The 16,677-nt window shown below is 60.6% G+C and carries 19 protein-coding genes and 1 pseudogene; 9 read left to right on the top strand and 11 right to left on the bottom strand.

The window, feature by feature from the left end; genetic code table 11:
- Positions 1 to 284 precede the first annotated feature (284 nt).
- A pseudogene (locus tag DBP26_RS27400) lies at positions 285 to 551 on the top strand (LysR family transcriptional regulator); the annotation flags it as partial.
- A gap of 2 nt (positions 552 to 553) precedes the next feature.
- Here DBP26_RS27400 and DBP26_RS21905 read toward each other — a convergent pair.
- The gene (locus DBP26_RS21905; RefSeq protein ID WP_108239619.1) at positions 554 to 811 is read right to left on the bottom strand and encodes a hypothetical protein; all 258 of its coding nucleotides are present in this window, start codon (positions 809 to 811) and stop codon (positions 554 to 556) included.
- A 201-nt stretch (positions 812 to 1,012) separates the two neighbouring features.
- Between DBP26_RS21905 and DBP26_RS21900 the strand changes: the two genes are divergently transcribed.
- Positions 1,013 to 1,330: a DUF883 family protein gene (locus DBP26_RS21900; RefSeq protein ID WP_108239618.1), complete on the top strand. Its 318-nt coding sequence runs from the start codon at positions 1,013 to 1,015 to the stop codon at positions 1,328 to 1,330.
- Between the two features lie 152 nt (positions 1,331 to 1,482).
- Here DBP26_RS21900 and DBP26_RS21895 read toward each other — a convergent pair whose 3' ends face one another.
- Positions 1,483 to 1,836, bottom strand: coding sequence for a hypothetical protein (locus DBP26_RS21895; protein WP_108239617.1), 354 nt, complete (start codon positions 1,834 to 1,836; stop codon positions 1,483 to 1,485).
- Positions 1,837 to 2,386: 550 nt separating this feature from the next.
- Here DBP26_RS21895 and DBP26_RS21890 point away from each other — a divergent pair.
- Both DBP26_RS21890 and DBP26_RS21885 read left to right on the top strand, forming a co-directional pair.
- Entirely contained in the window at positions 2,387 to 3,877 is a 1,491-nt protein-coding gene (locus DBP26_RS21890; protein WP_108239678.1) for a catalase, read from the top strand.
- Between the two features lie 63 nt (positions 3,878 to 3,940).
- Positions 3,941 to 4,591, top strand: a complete 651-nt coding sequence (locus DBP26_RS21885; protein ID WP_108239616.1) for an ankyrin repeat domain-containing protein — start codon at positions 3,941 to 3,943, stop codon at positions 4,589 to 4,591.
- Positions 4,592 to 4,757: 166 nt separating this feature from the next.
- Here the strand turns inward: DBP26_RS21885 and DBP26_RS21880 are convergent, their stop codons facing one another.
- Positions 4,758 to 6,164: an FAD-dependent oxidoreductase gene (locus DBP26_RS21880; protein WP_108239615.1), complete on the bottom strand. Its 1,407-nt coding sequence runs from the start codon at positions 6,162 to 6,164 to the stop codon at positions 4,758 to 4,760.
- 371 nt (positions 6,165 to 6,535) lie between these two features.
- Between DBP26_RS21880 and DBP26_RS21875 the strand changes: the two genes are divergently transcribed.
- The 5 genes from DBP26_RS21875 (at position 6,536) to DBP26_RS21855 (ending at position 10,847) form a co-directional block, all read left to right on the top strand.
- Positions 6,536 to 7,168, top strand: coding sequence for a paraquat-inducible protein A (locus tag DBP26_RS21875; RefSeq protein ID WP_108239614.1), 633 nt, complete (start codon positions 6,536 to 6,538; stop codon positions 7,166 to 7,168).
- A complete protein-coding gene (locus tag DBP26_RS21870; RefSeq protein WP_108239613.1) occupies positions 7,165 to 7,779 on the top strand; it encodes a paraquat-inducible protein A in 615 nt (204 codons plus the stop codon). The genes DBP26_RS21875 and DBP26_RS21870 overlap by 4 nt, the downstream gene beginning before the upstream one ends.
- Positions 7,772 to 9,454: an MlaD family protein gene (locus DBP26_RS21865; protein WP_108239612.1), complete on the top strand. Its 1,683-nt coding sequence runs from the start codon at positions 7,772 to 7,774 to the stop codon at positions 9,452 to 9,454. Before DBP26_RS21870 ends, DBP26_RS21865 begins: the two co-directional genes overlap by 8 nt.
- Positions 9,451 to 10,062, top strand: coding sequence for a PqiC family protein (locus DBP26_RS21860; RefSeq protein WP_108239611.1), 612 nt, complete (start codon positions 9,451 to 9,453; stop codon positions 10,060 to 10,062). Before DBP26_RS21865 ends, DBP26_RS21860 begins: the two co-directional genes overlap by 4 nt.
- A 320-nt stretch (positions 10,063 to 10,382) precedes the next feature.
- A complete protein-coding gene (locus DBP26_RS21855) occupies positions 10,383 to 10,847 on the top strand; it encodes a helix-turn-helix transcriptional regulator (RefSeq protein WP_108239610.1) in 465 nt (154 codons plus the stop codon).
- Between the two features lie 96 nt (positions 10,848 to 10,943).
- On the opposite strand, the gene DBP26_RS21850 is transcribed toward DBP26_RS21855, so the two are convergent.
- The 8 genes from DBP26_RS21850 to DBP26_RS27135 form a co-directional block, all read right to left on the bottom strand.
- Positions 10,944 to 11,867 (bottom strand): LysR family transcriptional regulator, encoded by a 924-nt coding sequence (locus DBP26_RS21850; RefSeq protein ID WP_108239609.1) that lies wholly within the window; start codon positions 11,865 to 11,867, stop codon positions 10,944 to 10,946.
- The gene (locus tag DBP26_RS21845) at positions 11,867 to 12,787 is read right to left on the bottom strand and encodes a LysR family transcriptional regulator (RefSeq protein WP_108239608.1); all 921 of its coding nucleotides are present in this window, start codon (positions 12,785 to 12,787) and stop codon (positions 11,867 to 11,869) included. Before DBP26_RS21845 ends, DBP26_RS21850 begins: the two co-directional genes overlap by 1 nt.
- 265 nt (positions 12,788 to 13,052) lie before the next feature.
- Entirely contained in the window at positions 13,053 to 13,355 is a 303-nt protein-coding gene (locus DBP26_RS21840) for a cyd operon YbgE family protein (RefSeq protein WP_108239607.1), read from the bottom strand.
- A complete protein-coding gene (gene cydX, locus DBP26_RS21835) occupies positions 13,339 to 13,455 on the bottom strand; it encodes a cytochrome bd-I oxidase subunit CydX (protein ID WP_108239677.1) in 117 nt (38 codons plus the stop codon). Before cydX ends, DBP26_RS21840 begins: the two co-directional genes overlap by 17 nt.
- Before the next feature lie 27 nt (positions 13,456 to 13,482).
- Positions 13,483 to 14,625: a cytochrome d ubiquinol oxidase subunit II gene (gene cydB, locus DBP26_RS21830; RefSeq protein WP_108239676.1), complete on the bottom strand. Its 1,143-nt coding sequence runs from the start codon at positions 14,623 to 14,625 to the stop codon at positions 13,483 to 13,485.
- Between the two features lie 10 nt (positions 14,626 to 14,635).
- On the bottom strand, positions 14,636 to 16,225 hold the full coding sequence (locus DBP26_RS21825; protein ID WP_108239606.1) for a cytochrome ubiquinol oxidase subunit I: 1,590 nt from the start codon (positions 16,223 to 16,225) through the stop codon (positions 14,636 to 14,638).
- The gene (cydP, locus tag DBP26_RS21820) at positions 16,222 to 16,419 is read right to left on the bottom strand and encodes a cytochrome oxidase putative small subunit CydP (protein ID WP_108239605.1); all 198 of its coding nucleotides are present in this window, start codon (positions 16,417 to 16,419) and stop codon (positions 16,222 to 16,224) included. The genes DBP26_RS21825 and cydP overlap by 4 nt, the downstream gene beginning before the upstream one ends.
- A gap of 33 nt (positions 16,420 to 16,452) precedes the next feature.
- Positions 16,453 to 16,677: hypothetical protein (locus tag DBP26_RS27135; protein ID WP_218565857.1), on the bottom strand; the 225-nt coding region annotated here is incomplete at its 5' end.

The raw sequence follows: 16,677 nt of genomic DNA, 5'->3' as shown, positions 1-16,677 counted from the left end.
GGTCGCCGAGGAAGTGCATTCGTTTTGCGCCAATCGATTTCAAACAGTGGGCTGACCCCCACGCCGTTATTGTTGAATCGTCCCACACAAATTGATAAGGAGCCGAACAGCTAAATCACGGAGGCTTATCTTTGTCGTCCGTGGCCGTCAGTGGCATCGGCTCCACCGGCTCGGCTTTCGCGGAAGGCTTCTCCGAAGATGCGCAGGCAAACCTGAAGCTTCGCAACTTCCATAGCAGTCGCAACTGTGTCGACTACGGGCTGGCAAGGCCATTCCGGGACGACTATCGGTGTCTGGTCGATTCGGCCAGCCTGGCGCCGGGGGCCACAGGTCCTGAGCCTGGAAGAGTTCGTGGCCCGGGAGCAGATTCTGGTGCCGTCGGGCGGCTTCATCGGCATGGCGGATGAAGTTTGTCGAGCTTGGGACTCACCCGCAGGGTGTGCGCATCGACCACACACTGCGCGGCGCTGCCTCACGTGCTCAGGGGCACCGACGCAGCCTCGAACATCCCGACCCACTCGGCGCAGGCCATTGCCGAATTCAGCGGCCTGATTCAGCCGCGCGCCGCAGCGACCAGGCGATTCACTTCGGCGCGCACCATGTTGGCGTATTCCGGCGGCGACATGGCATCGAGTTCGGCGCGCACCCATTCCGACCACTTGCCCTTGCGCTTGGACCGCTCGCCCATCAGCCGGGCCGCTTCGCCCTTGGCCTTGCCCAGGTTGCTCTGCCACAGTTCGAACAGGCGGGATTTCTCGTCTTCGATCGCAGCGCGCTCGGCAAGGGATTTGTTGGCCAGGTTGAAACTCATGACGTTACCTCTGTGTGCAAAAACAAAACGGTCCGTCCCGGGCGATGGCCGGTGGCGGAGCGTCAGCATCTTACACCCGTGGTCCTCGATCCCCGACCCCATCGGCCCGACTTTTTGCGCAAGGCGGGCAATCCCCTGCAACTTTTCTCGCCCCACAGGACTCCATTGCTCACTGCCATCATCAATTGAAGGAAATGTGCCATGGCTCGTAAACCCGCTGTCCAAAACACCGCCGAACAGATCCAGGATCAGGCATTCAGTGAATTGGCGGCCCTCATCGAAGAGTCCGATAAACTGCTCAAGGACAGCGCTTCGCTGGTGGGCGAAGAGGCAGAAACCGTTCGCGCACAACTGAGCTTGAAATTGAAACAGGCTGTGGACTCGCTGGGACGCGTCCGCGACAAAACCAAACCGGCCGTAGAGGCCACGGAAACTTACATCGGTGGCCATCCTTGGCAGACCGTCGCCATTTCTGCAGGATTCGGTCTGGTCGTGGGATTGTTGCTCGGCCGCCGTTGATTTGCCCACGGCACCGCCAGGCGCGCCTCTTGAGTTAGCGCCTGCCCGAGGACGGGGTCCAACCCCAAGCAATACGGCCTGCCAGCGGTCGCAATACCGCTGGCGGCCGTTTCGTTGAGGGGGGCGGTTGAGCCTATAGCGCGTCGGCCGCGTTACTGTTTCGGGGCGATCACTTCCAACTGCGACAACCGATGACCTTTCACCAGCGCCGCGTCGATATCGGTCTTGGCCTTGCCCGCGGCCTCCTCCGACTCAAACGGGCCGATCATCACCACTTCCTTGCCATCGACCTTGACCACGTAGGACGGGTAATGGTGCTCCACCAGCCAGTAGGTCATGTCGCTCAGCGCTTCTTTCAAATGAACGCGGATGGTCCATTGCGACGAAGCCGGGGTCGGAGCCTCCGCCACCGAGTCAACGCTCGGCACCTTGGCAGTCGGGCTCGGCTTTCCACCGTCGCAGCCCGCCAGCATCAACACCGCCACCATCATTGCCATCTTGCGCACGTCTGTCGCTCCTCGTCTGAAGTGGCGGGAGTTTATCACTGACAGCCTTCACCGGCTGTCCGGGTTTGCGCCCTCCTTCACAGCTGCGCTCGGCCAGCTTGACTCAGGATTGCCGGTCATGACCCCGAATCCACTCGACGTTTTCGGTGCGCGTGCGTTTCTGCTGTTGCCCTCTTGAAATACCTTGCGACAGTCCTCCCACGGAAGGGCAAGCGCTTTTGTCGAACATTCAATCGGCAGCGCGATGGCGGCGAAGCCGCCCGCCAGTGCACGAGCGGTCCGCTTGCCGACGCTACGACTTCAGGCGCCGCAACATCAATATGCCAGTCTTTATGGATTGCACACTTTGGCGTATTCGCGCGCATCCGAATAATCAATCCATTAAAAAAAGTGAATCGTGGGGATGATCAAATAATTCGATCGACACCATGCACAGAACAAAATAGCTCGCTAAATATTCCCCACCCATTATCCGAGCGCCTTTATAAAAACTCCGGAGAATCTAAAAGTGATCAATAAATCCTCCTTATGGCGCCTGTCGTTCGCTGCGATGCTGACCGCAGCCAGTGTGACCACCGTGCACGCTGAATACATGACGCGCGACAGCGGTAGCCCGGTCGGTGACAATGAAAACTCTCAGACAGCGGGCGAAACTGGGCCGGTCTTACTTCAAGATGCACATTTGATCGAGAAGCTGCAGCGTTTCGATCGTGAACGTATTCCTGAACGTGTGGTACATGCGCGAGGCACGGGGGCGTTTGGCGTCTTTGAACCCAGCAGCGATATCCATGACCTGACAACCGCTCAAGTCTTCAAACCCGGCAGCCAGACGCCGGTATTCGTGCGTTTTTCAACGGTGATGGGCTATCGCGGCTCGCCGGAGCAAGCCCGCGACCCACGCGGTTTCGCGGTGAAGTTTTATACCGAGCAAGGCAACTGGGACATGGTCGGGATCAACTGGCCGATCTTTTTTATCCGTGATGCCATCAAGTTTCCCGACTTTGTACACGCCAACAAACCCAGCGCCGTCACCGGCGTTCAAGACCCCAATCTGGCGTTCGACTTTTTCGCCCACACACCTGAAGCCACCAACATGCTGACCCACCTCTACACCGTAGAGGGCATGCCGGACTCGTACCGCCACATGAATGGCTCTGCGGTCCACGCGTTCAAGTTCGTCAATGCCCAAGGCACTGTTCATTACGTGAAGTTCAGTTGGCGCAGTCGCCAAGGCGTCCACGGGCTGGAGCCGAAGCAAATCGCAGGCTCGGTGGGTAATGACTGGAACATGATGACGAATGATCTGTATGGCGCGATTAAAAAAGGCGACTTTCCGAAATGGGACTTGTACATCCAGACATTGACGCCGGGTGAGTTGGGCAAGTTTGATTTCGATCCGCTGGATGACACAAAAGTCTGGACGGGCATCGCCGAACGCAAAGTGGGCACGCTGACCTTGAATCGTGTTCCAGACAATTACTTCGAGTCGACGGAAGAGTCGGCGTTTGCCCCGTCTCGCCTGATCCCCGGTATTGAAGCGTCGGAAGACCGAATGCTGCAGGGCCGCTTGTTCGCTTATGCCGATACTCAGATGTATCGGCTGGGCGCCAACTATCAACAACTTCCCATCAATGCGCCTCGCACGACTGTCAATAACAACAGCCAGGACGGGGCGATGAATGCAAGCGGCCGGAAGGGAGAAATCAATTACGAGCCTTCCGGGATAAAACCACTGGATCAGGACCCGAAATACAAATACGCCCAGACGCCAGTGACCGGCACAACTCAACAACGGATGACCGGTAAGCCGCGAAACTTCTTCCAGGCGGGCGAATATTACCGAAGCCTGGGTGAGAAGGATAAAACGCTGTTGGTCGAAGCGCTCAGCGGCGATCTTGCCCACGTTGATAACAAGGAGAACACCTACACAATGCTTTCGTACTTCTACAAGGCGGATGCCGATTACGGGACGCGCCTGAGTAAAGCGCTTCACGCTGACGCTGGCCGGGTCAAGGACATGGCCGACCGGCTTCAGGACTGATCAGCATCCACTCGGATTCGCTGGCCGCCTGCGTCCGGCCAGCGACTCTCAACAGGAGTCGTTATGTTCTCTATCGATCGTCGATGGCGCTGGGCTGTGGTCTGTCTGCTGGCAGTCCTCGTCATCTGGGCCGCGCTCGTGGCCAGCCATCTGTTCCTGCCCAATCTGTGGCTGCCCGCTTCACCGGGTGGCATCCCGTTGCGAGGCCAGGTCGAGCGGGTGAATCCTCACCTTTACGATCAGGAATGGTTCGATGCTGCCCGCGCCGGCAGACAAGACATCACCGAAGCATTGGCGGATGCCGGTTACCCGGTCAATGCCGTGAATTCATCCGGTTACACGGCACTCGTGCTGGCGACTTACCATGGCCATCTGCCGGAAGTGCGCGCGCTGCTCGCCCGCCATGCCGATCCGTGCATACCCGACAACAACGGCAACACGGCGCTGATGGGCGCACTGTTCAAAGGCGAACAGGAGGTCGCCGAGCAACTGTTGGACCGCTGCCCGATCGACCAAAGCAACCACAGCGGCCAGACGGCCTTGTCCTTCGCGGCGCTGTTCGGCCGCCTGGATTTCCTGCCCACGCTGGTTCAGCGTGGCGCCGATCCCGACCACGTCGATGTCGAAGGCAAGACGGCCTTGCGCATCGTGTCCGAACAAGGCAACGAACAGGCCGCTGCCGCATTACGCAGCCTGGGCGCCAGCGGCGGTTGAACTGAACTGGCGGGGCAGCGTTCGATGGTCTTCCAGATGAGCGAACTGCCAACGGCGAGCGCTGCCAGAGGGTACGCCATGAACGATGGTCGGTTGCTGCGCTCGTTTGGCCTGAGCGCAGGCTCAGGCTCAGGTCGAGCACGATCTCGTTCCGCCGAGCCCTCGATCACTTCATGAACCCCTCCATGAAGTCGGCGATGCCGCTGGCCATCTTGCGCCGCCAAAGCGGTGCATGAGGATTGGCCAGGGTCTGGTCTTCGCTGACGAAACTGCGAATGATCGCGTTGTAACCCAGCCAGCGAAGCGGTTCAGGCTCCCACGCCTGCAAGCGATTCAGGCCACCTTCGCGGATGACCCAAGGCTGCCGAACGAGTGGTGTGTCGCGCTGCAGGATCAAATCCGCCAAGGTTCGCCCGCCCAGGTTGCTCGCGCCGACGCCCTCCCCGCCGTAGCCGCCTGACAAGGCAATCCCCTGGGCCGGATCGCACAGCATGTGCGGATGAAAGCGTCGGGCCATGCCCAGGTTGCCGCCCCATGAGTGGGTGATGCGCACCTCTTTCAATTGCGGAAAAAGTTCGCCGAACAGGTAACGGCGCAACTGGATCTCACTGTTGGTAAGGTCGAAGTTCTCTCGCAGGCGACCGCCGAAACGATACCCGCCGCGCGCGCCGAATATCAGCCGGTCATCGGCTGATCGCTGGCCGTAGGTCACCTGGCGGCTGCTTTCGCCAAAGGCCTGCCCCTCGCTGAGACCGATATCGTCCCACACCCGCGCCGAAAGAGGCTCGGTGGCCACCATCAGACTCTGGACCGGTAACTGATAACGGCTCAGCGAGGGCATCGCGGCGGCGTACCCTTCCACGGCCGGGACCACCCAGCGACAGCGAATCTGCCCGTTGGGTGTCGAGACATGCCCTGAACGCCAGTCGGTGGCCGGGGTGCGCTCATGAATCGACACCCCCAGACGCTCCACCGCCCGGGCGAGGCCTTGCACAAGTCTGGCGGGTTGAATCGTCGCCAAGTGGGAAAAATGGATGGCGCCGAAGGGCCGGGCAATGCGCAGTTGCTCGCTCAACTGTGCAGGGTCGAGCCAGCGGTAATCGGCTTCAGTCAAGCCCGCCGCGTAAAGGGCTTGCAAGTGTGCGCGCAGGCTTTTTTCCTGCTCGGGATAGCGTGCCGCGCAATACAGCGCGCCGCCTTTGCGGTAATCGCACGCGATGCCTTCACGGTCGATGACACGCTTCACTTCGTCCGGTATGTCGAACAACAGCTGGTAAGAGGCACGCCGTTCCGGCTCTGGCAACCCGGACAGCAGGCGCTCGTCGCCGAGCAAGTTACCCATCACCCAGCCACCGTTGCGACCGGAAGCACCGAAGCCCACCGTTTGCGCTTCGATGATCGCCACGCTCAGTTCGGGGGCCTGCTGCTTGAGGTAATAGGCGGTCCAGAGTCCCGTGTAACCCGCACCGATGATCGCGACATCGATATCCAGATCGTGCTGCAGCGAGGGCCGGGGTGACGGGGGCTCATCGAGTTGATCCATCCACAAGCTGATCGTTTGTCGCGTTGGCATTGCTGCCCCCCCTTCGACCCGGTAAAGGGCTCGATGCTAGTCGCTTGGGGCGCAGACTGTCCAACAGGGGAAGCGAGGCGCCGACGGGGCTGGATTACGCCCACAGCAGGAGCCGCTTTTTTTCGGAGACTTATCAGCTTTTTCGCACGCCCTAACCCGTTATTACAGGGTACACTTGCCACCTTTTTCGGCGACACATGCCGCAACATCTCGGCCACCGACACCACCGCAAACGTGCTTTCATTCAGGTGTTTTTCACGACCCCCTGCCCGGCACCGAACGCCATGCTGGCATTGTGGTCAATGTCCTGACACGCACGCCTTTGAAGCCAGACTAACGTGAACACGCCCACATCCCCGACCGCGGCGCCGATGAGCGATCGCCCGAGCCCGCAGACCGCTCCCGAGCAGTGGATCATCTGCGAGCATTGCGACTCGCTGTACCCCGCCCAACCCTTGCACAAAAGCGAGTCGGCTTATTGCCTGCGCTGCGCCGCCCTGCTCGATCGCGGCCATCGCTTGACCATCGAGCAGTTGCTGGCGCTGAGCCTGGCGGCGGGCATCCTGTTCATCTTTGCCAACGTGTTTCCCGTGATCAGCATCAGCATGCAGGGGCTGCATAACGAGGTCACGCTGTGGGGCTCGGTGCAGGCCCTGGCGCAGGGGCAGATCACTTTGATCGCCCTGGTTGCCGGGCTGGCCATCATTCTCGCCCCGGCGCTGCAGATCGCCTTGCTGTTCTGGGTACTGGTCCACGCCCACCGCAATCAGGTCGCGCCGGGATTCAAGACCTGCATGCGCACCCTTGAACATTTGCGGCCGTGGAGCATGCTGGAAGTCTGTCTGCTGGGCATTCTGGTGGCGATCATCAAACTGGCCGGCATGCTGGACGTCCACCCTGGCGTAGGGCTTTGGGCCATGGCGATGCTGATGGTGCTGATCGTGCTGATCGCGGGCAAGGATATTCGCCGCCTCTGGACCGAGCTGGGGGTAGAGCCGGAATGAACGGTATTCCCTTCGCCCGCGAGCATCGGGTCACGCTGTGCCATGTCTGCAGTTATGTCTGCCCTGAAGACGCCCATGACTGCCCGCGTTGCGACTCACCGGTTCATCGGCGCAAGCCCAACAGCCTCGCGCGAACCTGGGCCTTCCTGATCGCCGGGCTGATTTTCTACATTCCGGCCAATACCCTGCCGGTGATGTTCACCACGCTGCTGGGCAGCGCCAGTGAAAACACCATCATGAGCGGGGTGATCGAGTTCGCGGAAAGCGGCTCGTGGGACATCGCCATCCTGATTTTCATCGCCAGCGTGCTGGTGCCGTGCGTCAAGTTCCTGGTGCTCGGCATGCTGCTGGTGACGTGCCAGCGGCGCAGCCAACGGGCCATGCGCGAACGCTCCCGGCTGTACCGCTTCATCGAGCTGATCGGTTATTGGTCCATGCTCGACGTGCTGGTGGTGGCCCTGGTCGCAGCCCTCGTACAGTTTCGTGGCTTAAGCACCATCGAGCCGCGGCTGGGCATTCTGTTCTTTGGTTTGGTCGTGGTGATGACGATGTTCGCCGCCATGAGTTTCGATCCCCGGTTGATCTGGGACGCAGAGGTTGAAGATGTCTGATAGCACCCCACCCCCGCCGGTCTCCGAGCCGGTACGACCGACTATCAAGGCCCGCAAGGCACGCATTTCACTGGTCTGGCTGGTGCCGATCGTGGCCGGTGTGATCGGCCTGTCGATGGTCATCCACGATTTTCTCAACGTCGGCCCCAAAGTCGTGGTGAGCTTTCTCACCGCGGAGGGTCTGGAAGCCAAGAAAACCCAGGTCAAGTACAAGAACGTGGTCATTGGCACGGTCACCGACATCGAGTTGAGCGACGACCGGACTCACGTTCTGGCCACGATCGACCTCAATCAGTCGGCGGTCCCGTTCACCCGTGCCGACACCCAATACTGGGTGGTGCGCCCACGTATCGGTGCCCATGGCGTTTCCGGCGTCGACACCCTGTTGTCTGGCGCGTTCATCAGTGCCGACCCCGGCAGTTCCGAGAAGACCGAGAAAAACTTCAAAGGCCTGGAAACACCGCCACCGATCACCTACGGCGACAAGGGCAAACGTTTCATCCTGCACAACGATGACCTCGGCTCGCTGGACATCGGCTCGCCCGTCTATTTCCGCCGGATCCAGGTCGGCCAGGTAGTGGCCTATGAGCTGGCGAAAGATGGCAAAGGGGTCGACATCGAAATCTTCGTCAATGCGCCCAATGATCAGTTCGTGCTGACTGACTCGCGCTTCTGGAACGCCAGCGGCGTGGATGTCAGCCTCGGCGCCGCAGGCCTCAAGGTGTCGACCCAGTCGCTTACCTCGATTCTCTCCGGCGGCATCGCGTTCCGGGAGCCTAAGTACAGCCCGGACGCCAAGCCGGCCGAGGCCAATACCGAATTCAAGCTGTTCGAGGATCAGGCCACCGCTCTGGCACCGCCCGACGGCGAGCCCAAATACATCCGCATGCGCTTCAACCAGTCATTGCGTGGCCTGGTGGTCAATGCGCCAGTGGATTTCCTCGGTGTGAACATTGGCCGTGTGGTGTCGGTGGACCTCGATTACGACCCCGCCACCGGTGCGTTTCCCGGCGTCGTGGGCGCGGTGATTTACCCGCAGCGCCTGGGTGCGGCCAACGACAAGCTCAAGGAACAGGCTGGAGGCGGCGACGAGGAAGAACAGACGTCGCGCATTCTCGGGCGGTTCGTCGAGCGCGGGCTGCGTGCGCAGGTTCGCACCGGCAACCTGCTGACCGGCCAGCTGTACATCGCCATGGACTTCGACCCCAAGGCCCCTAAAGTGGCTTACAACGCCAAGGCCCGCCCGCTGGAGATCCCGACGGTGCCCGGCAGTTTCGACAAGTTGCAGGAACAACTCCAAGCGTTCGTGGACAAGCTGGGCAAGATACCGATCGACGAGCTGGCCACGAACCTCAATGGCAGCTTGGTCGAACTGCAGAAGACCATGAAAAACGTCAACGGCCAGGTGCTCCCCCAGGTCACGGGCACGCTGCAGCAAGCCCAGAAAACCTTGGGTAACGCCAATGCGACGTTCTCGGATGATTCGCCCGCGCGTCAACAGCTGGGCCAGGCGATGGAAGAAGTGCAACGCACTGCGCGTTCGGTGCGGGTGTTGGCCGACTTCCTCAGCCGCCACCCCGAATCGCTGATCCGTGGCCGCAGCGGCGACGCAGCACCCGGTTCGTACAAAGGTTCGTCTTCTTCCCGTGAAATTGCCCCGGAGCCCGCGCCATGATTGTGCGTTCCCGCTTACTGACGCTGGCCTGCGCATTGGGCCTGAGCGCCTGCGCGTCCACACCGACGCACTATTACACCTTGATCGCCCCCGCCGGTCAGTCCCAACCCAGCGCCGCGCAGGCCCCGTTTCAACTCGAAATGCAACCGGTGCTGATGGCCGTCCAAGTGGACCAACCGCCCTTGGTGGTGCGCCAGGGAGACGGCAGCCTGGCGATTCTGGAGAACGAGCGCTGGGGGGCACCGCTTGGCGACGAATTCCATGACGCATTGACGGGTGAACTGGAAAGACGCTTCGGCAGCCGGGATCTGGCGGGCCTGCCCAAGCAAAACGACCAGCCAGTGTTGACCATCCGCACCGACGTGCGTCGGTTCGAATCGGTGCTGGATCATTACGCACTGATTGATGTGGTCTGGAACCTCAGCCTGCGCAGCACCGGCACCCCTCGCCAGACATTGACCTGCAGCAGCGTGATTCGCCAGCCTGCGGCCAGCGGGATGGAAAACCTGGTGCTGGCTCACCAGAAAGCCGTCTCGGCCCTGGCGGATGCAATTGCCAGAACGGCCACTGGCTGGAGCCGTCAACCCAATCTGCGCTGCCCGACATAATGGCTTCAGCCTCACCATTACTTGAACTAAGGCATCCGAATAAGGGTGCCTCATTTAATCACTCAAAAAACAACACTCATTCGAGTAAAGCTTTCCGACAAAATGTTGGAATTCCCTGAGTGTCATACGGTTGTTTAATAATATTTTCACCCAACCGTTTGGATCCCTTCGCACACCATTCGGATATTCGGTATTGTCTTGCCTTACCGCACTCAACTTGCAGTGGCCGGCGATAATTTCATATTTCAATGGAGTTTTTCTGATGCCGTCATCGTGTGGTACGGATTGCTAAAAACAGAGAACAAAAGCGGGAGGCACACATGACAGGGATCGGTTCACGACTCAGAGAGGAACGTACTCGCCTGAAGTTATCGCAGAGTGCACTGGGCGCCATCGGTGGGGTTGAAACCAATGCACAGGGGAATTATGAAAATGGCGTGCGTTCGCCCAAAGCCGATTATCTTTTGCGCATCTTGGGTGCAGGCGTCGATATCAACTATGTGTTGACCGGCGTACGGCCGCGCGACAGTGATAGCACTTTGTCTCCATCTCGCCCACCTGATCCGCTGCATAACGAACACTTTGAGAATGTGACGCATCAATTGCACCGTAATCTTCATGGCCTGATTGATGCGCTTTACCAAATGGCGCTATTAATCGAAGCCCGCGCCAATGATACTCAGGACGAAACAGCGAGGTCCGAGCTCGAAACTGTCCGCGCTCAGGCGCAGGAACTGGCCCAATCTTCGGTCCGGCTTATTTTCGATACCTCGAAACTCACCTGAATAACCTCTATTCGGACTTAGCTGATAGCCCGCTCCGAACATCCCTGACGGACCGCCTTGTTTGCCTGGGAGCGCCGGTCATTCCGCAAGCCCTCTTCACGATCGATGATCAGCACCCGGGATGTTCAGCAGCGGGTGCTCTCGCAGACGGTTGACGGCAAAATCGACGAAGCTGCGCACCTTGGCCGAGGCCCGTCGGCCCTCTCGGTAGACCAGGTGCACGGGCAACGGCTCGGGCTCGAACGCCCCAAGCACCGGGAGCAGACACCCCGTTCTCAGGTGCTCCTGTACCTCATGGCTCAAGCAAGACACCAGCCCGAGGCCACCCAGTGCTGCCTTGAGGGTCGCTAGCTGCGTCGTGCAGCGCAACCCAGGGCGAAGTGCCAAACGGCGCGGTGAGCCGCTGCGCTGCAAGTACTCCTCCAGCCCGCGATGGTCGTGACCGCACACCACCATCGAATGATTGATCAAGTGGTCCGGACTGACGGGGGCGGGGTGATCCCGAAGGTAACTCGGACTTGCACACAACATCTGCCGCACTTGCCCTACCCGGCGCGCGACCATGTAGGCGTCGGGCAAGGCGCCGATCAGCACTGCCACATCGACGCCCTCCTCGTGCAGATTGGGAAACCGTTCCTGATAGGCAACCGACAGTTCGATGCCCGGCCAGGCGTCGAGGAAATCAAGCGCGACGGGCATCAAAAGCCGCTCGCCGAACAGCAAGGGCGTCACCAGCGTCAACGATCCGCGAGGTTCACTGTGCAGACCGCTGGCGGATGCGTCGGCCTCGTCTGCCGCTTGCAGCAGGCGACTGCAATCGAGCGCGAACTGGCGACCCGCCGCCGTCAGTTGGACCCCTCGGGTGTTGCGTTCAAACAACAGGGTCCCAAGGCGCCTTTCCAGTGCCGCCAGCGAGCGGCCGACCGTGGCCTCTGACACACCCAGCGCTCTCGCAGCGGCCGCCAATCCCCGCTCGCGGGCGACGCAGCCGAAAATCGTCATCTGCCGATGACGGTCCATCAGCGGTGCCCTCGTCCTGCTGCTTGAATGGCAGGGTCTTGTTGCATGTGCTCCACGCAGTAATCGACGAAGGTGCGGACTTTGGCCGAGACTTTGCGTTCAGCCTGATAACAGACATGAATGGGCAGCGGCGGCTCTTCGAAATCCTGCAGAATCAGCTCCAGCTCGCCGTTCGCCACCTGACTGGCCACTTGATAGGACAACACGCGGGTAATGCCCCATCCCATCCTGGCTGACGTGATCGCCGCCTGGTTCGCGGAGACCGTCAAGCGGGACTGCAGATCCACGTGCAACGGCCGACCTTCTTCCACGAATTCCCACCGGCGCACCAGCACACTGGCGGACGAGACGATCAACCGGTGCTCCTTCAATTCCGTGGGATGACGAGGACGCCCGTGAATCGCCAGGTATCCGGGCGATGCGCACAGCACACGGCGAACTTCACCCACCTTGACGCCATGCTGGCTGCTGTCCATCAAATGGCCAATGCGCACCGCCACGTCGATGCCCTCTTCGACCATCTGCGTGACCCGGTCCAGCAACAAGGCATTGACGCTCACGCCCGGATACGCCTTCAAGTACCCCACCACCAGAGGCATGACGAAGAGCTCCCCGAAAAGTACGGAGGCCGTCACCGTCAACTGCCCGACCGGCGAAGCGATGCTGCCGCCCGCCGAATCTTCCGCTTCCTCCAGCTCACTGAGGATACGTCGGCAATCGGTCAAGTACCGCTGCCCGGCCTCACTCAAGTGCACGCTGCGTGTGGTGCGTGACAACAACGAGGTACCGATGCGTTTCTCCAGCGCCGCGACCGCCCGGGTGACGCTGGGTGCAGACATGTTCAAGCGGCGGGCCGCCGTCGCAAAGCTACGCTCTTCACACACGGCAACGAAAACCTGCATTTCCTGAAATCTGTCCATCGCGGGGCTCGACTGAAGCGCTAACTGAAGTGGCCGGGATAGTAGCGGATCGGTAGGCGCGCTGCTTGTGGGAGGTGTTGCAGACCAGCACCGAAGGCATAGGCGCGGTGCGGTTCGCACAAGGGGGGGCAGGATCGGATGCACCCGACATGAAACTTATGCGCCGGACAACCGCGTACGCAAAAACGCCGCCGAGACAAGGTCGGCGGCGTTCGCCGGCGGTTCCAAGGACACCCGGCAGGCGAGGTTCACGCCTGCACCAGGGTCACTGCCGCGCCATCACCCACATGCCAAAACCCAGCGCCATCAAGCCCCAGGCCAGCAACGGATGGAACATCAGCCGCCAGGCCCTTGCATACGGCTCGAACCCCACGCCGTGGACGAAGCCCGCGGCGACGCCCCACATGACCAGCATCAGCATACGGTGGGAATAGTGCCCATTGGCGTCCAGCATCGACGCCGGATGAATCAGCAGCACCAGGCTCAAGGGCACCGCCATCAGCAGCGACAGTGCCCGGCTCAACGAACGCTTGTAGGGGGTGCTCGGCACCTCAGCGATCACGGCCATTCTCCACGGCGCTGGCGTCCGAGGACTCCAACCACAGGGCATTGATGATGCCGAAACTGCAAGCCAGCAATACGCCAAGTATCCAGGCGAAATACCACATGATGTCGTCCTCTTTTCAGTCCCGGGCTCAATACAGCCCGTGGGGGTTCTGGTCGATGTGCGCGGTGGTGACCTTGCCCCACATGCGGGCATAGCACCACAGGGTGTAGCAAAGGATGATCGGCACGAAAATCGCCGCTGCCAGGGTCATGATGACCAGGGTCTTGTGGCTGGAAACGGCGTCCCAGACCGTGAGGCTCGACGCCGGGTCCAGGCTCGAGGGCATGACGAATGGGAACATCGCGAAGCCCGCGGTGCACAGCGCGCCGACGATGGCCAGGCTGCTGCCGAGGAACGCCGTTCTGCCCTGCGCGGCGCTGGCACCGAGCAGTGCCAGCAGACCGCCGAAAATCCCCAGCAGCGGCGCGATCACGGTCAGTGGATGCGCATGGTAGTTGGCCATCCAGCCCGGGTTGGTGGCTTCGACTGTCTTGGCCAGCGGGTTCAGTGCCGCGCCTGCCTCGACGGTCGAGGTGATCGACAGCCCTTGAATCTCACCCCACACCAACCAGGCGCCGGCACCGATGAACGACGCCAGGAACACCAGCGACAGCCACTGCGTAGCACGCCGCGAGCGACGGGCGATCGCCCCCTCTGTGCGCATCATCAGCCAACTGCCGCCATGCAGGCCCAACATGCTCAGGCTCACGACGCCTGCCAGCACGCCAAAAGGGCTGAGCAATTGAAAGAAATTGCCGTGGTAGCTGGATCGCAGGGTGTCATCGAACTGGAACGGCACGCCGAGCAACAGGTTGCCGAACGCCACCCCGAACACCAGCGAAGGCACCAGGCCGCCGACGAACAGGCCCCAGTCCCAGCTTTGCCGCCAGCGGGTGTTTTCCAGTTTGCTGCGGTAGTCGAAACCGACCGGCCGCACGAACAGGGCAAACAGTACCAGCAGCAAAGCCCAGTAGAGCCCGGAGAAAGCGGCTGAATAAACCAACGGCCAGGCCGCGAACAGCGCACCGCCAGCGGTGATCAGCCACACCTGATTGCCATCCCAGTGCGGGGCGATGGTGTTGATCACCACGCGGCGTTCATTGTCGCTGCGGCCCACGAACGGCATCAGCATCGCCGCCCCCAGGTCAAAACCGTCGGTCAGGGCGAAACCGATCAACAGGACCCCTACCAGGACCCACCAGATGAGTTTGAGCGTCTCGTAATCGAACATCATGGGTTCCTCAGGCCAGGGCCGGTTGTTGGACGGCGGACGGGCCGTGTTCGCGTTGTTCGAAGTGATAGCGACCGGTGTGCAGGCTGCTGGGGCCCAGGCGCGCGAACTTGATCATCAGGTACATCTCAATGATCAACAGCAAGGTGTAGAAACCCACCAGCGCCAGGATCGAGCCCATGACGTCGCCGCTGGACAGCGTCGAAGCGGACAGATGGACCGGCAGCACTTCACCGATGGACCATGGCTGACGACCGTGCTCGGCCACCCACCAGCCGGTCTGTGTGGCGATCCATGGCAAGGGCAGACTGAACAGTGCCCACTTCAACAACCAGCGTTTGCTGGCTTCGTTCTTGCGCGCGGAGGCGTAGAAGGCGCAGGCGAACAGCAGCAGCATCAGCACGCCGCTCAGCACCATCAGGCGGAAGGTCCAGAAAATCGACGCCACGTGAGGAATCGAATCCAGCGCGGCCTGTTTGATCTGCTGCTCGTTGGCGTCCACCACGTTGTCGGTGTACTTCTTCAGCAACAGGCCGTAGCCCAAATCCTTCTTCACATCATTAAAGGCGTTGAGGGTCTGCTCGCTCTTGTCGCCCGCGCGCAGCTTGCCCAGCAGGTCATAGGCGACCATGCCGTTGCGGATACGCCCTTGGTGCTCGCTGACCAAATCCTTGATACCGGTCACCTGCTTGTCCACCGAGCGCGTGGCGATGATGCCCATCACGTAAGGAATCTTCACCGCGTAATCGGTGCGCTGGGTTTCCTGGTTGGGCAGGCCAAACAGCGTGAACGCCGCCGGGGCCGGTTCGGTTTCCCACTCCGCTTCGATGGCCGCCAGCTTGGTCTTCTGCACGTCACCGATCTCGTACCCAGACTCGTCACCCAGCACGATCACCGACAGAATCGAGGCCATGCCGAAAGCCGAAGCGATGGCGAACGAACGACGGGCAAAGCCGATGTCGCGGCCTTTAAGCAAATACCAACTGGAAATCGCCAGCACGAAGATCGAGCCAGTCACGTAACCCGATGCAACGGTGTGCACGAACTTGACCTGCGCCACCGGGTTGAACAGCAGGTCGCTGAAACTCGTCAGTTCCATGCGCATGGTGGTGAAGTTGAACTCGGCGCCGACCGGGTTCTGCATCCAACCGTTGGCGATCAGAATCCACAGTGCCGACATGTTCGACCCGATCGCTACCAGCCAGGTCACGGCCAGGTGCTGCACCCGACTGAGACGGTCCCAACCGAAAAAGAACAGGCCAATGAAGGTCGACTCCAGGAAGAACGCCATGAGCCCTTCGATGGCCAACGGCGCACCGAAGATGTCGCCGACATAGTGGCTGTAATAGGCCCAGTTGGTGCCGAACTGAAACTCCATGGTCAGGCCGGTGGTGACGCCCAGGGCGAAGTTGATGCCGAACAGCTTGCCCCAGAACTTGGTCATGTCCTTGTAGACCTGTTTGCCGGTCATGACATACACCGATTCCATGATGGCCAGCAAAAACGTCATGCCCAGCGTCAAAGGAACGAACAGAAAGTGGTACAGCGCGGTCATCGCGAACTGCAGCCGGGAGAGATCGACGACTGATTCCGAAATCATTTTGGGTTCTTCTCATCAGATACGGGAGGGGCGCCCAATACATGCAGGCCTGCTTGCACCCCGTCATCCTTGACGTCGACCGGGGCGTCGAACCAGACGCTGCGGATGCCCATCAGCAGGACGAGCTTGATCAGCAGGATCAGGCCGATTTCTTTTGCCAGCGGGTGTTTGAGGAAATCGAATGGACCGGGCATGTTTAGAACTCGTCGGGGTGCGTGGAAATTTTCCTACAGCACTTTCTGAGACTGTTGATCCAGATCAACAAAGCCGGAGGGGACGGTGTGACACAACGCCACAGCGGTGTCGGGACTGATGGCTTCGTAGGTGTGGCTGGAATCGGGGGCAGATCCGTTTGCACGTGGACTGGGAGCTAGGGTTTCGCCCCACGGGCGACTCCATTTTGTCTTGGCAAAATGGAGGAAAACCGCTTGCTCCTGGTTTGGCCCTGACTG

It is taken from the genome of Pseudomonas sp. RIT409, from assembly GCF_003052515.2.
Lineage (GTDB): Bacteria > Pseudomonadota > Gammaproteobacteria > Pseudomonadales > Pseudomonadaceae > Aquipseudomonas.
This window is presented reverse-complemented; position numbering and strand designations above follow the sequence as displayed.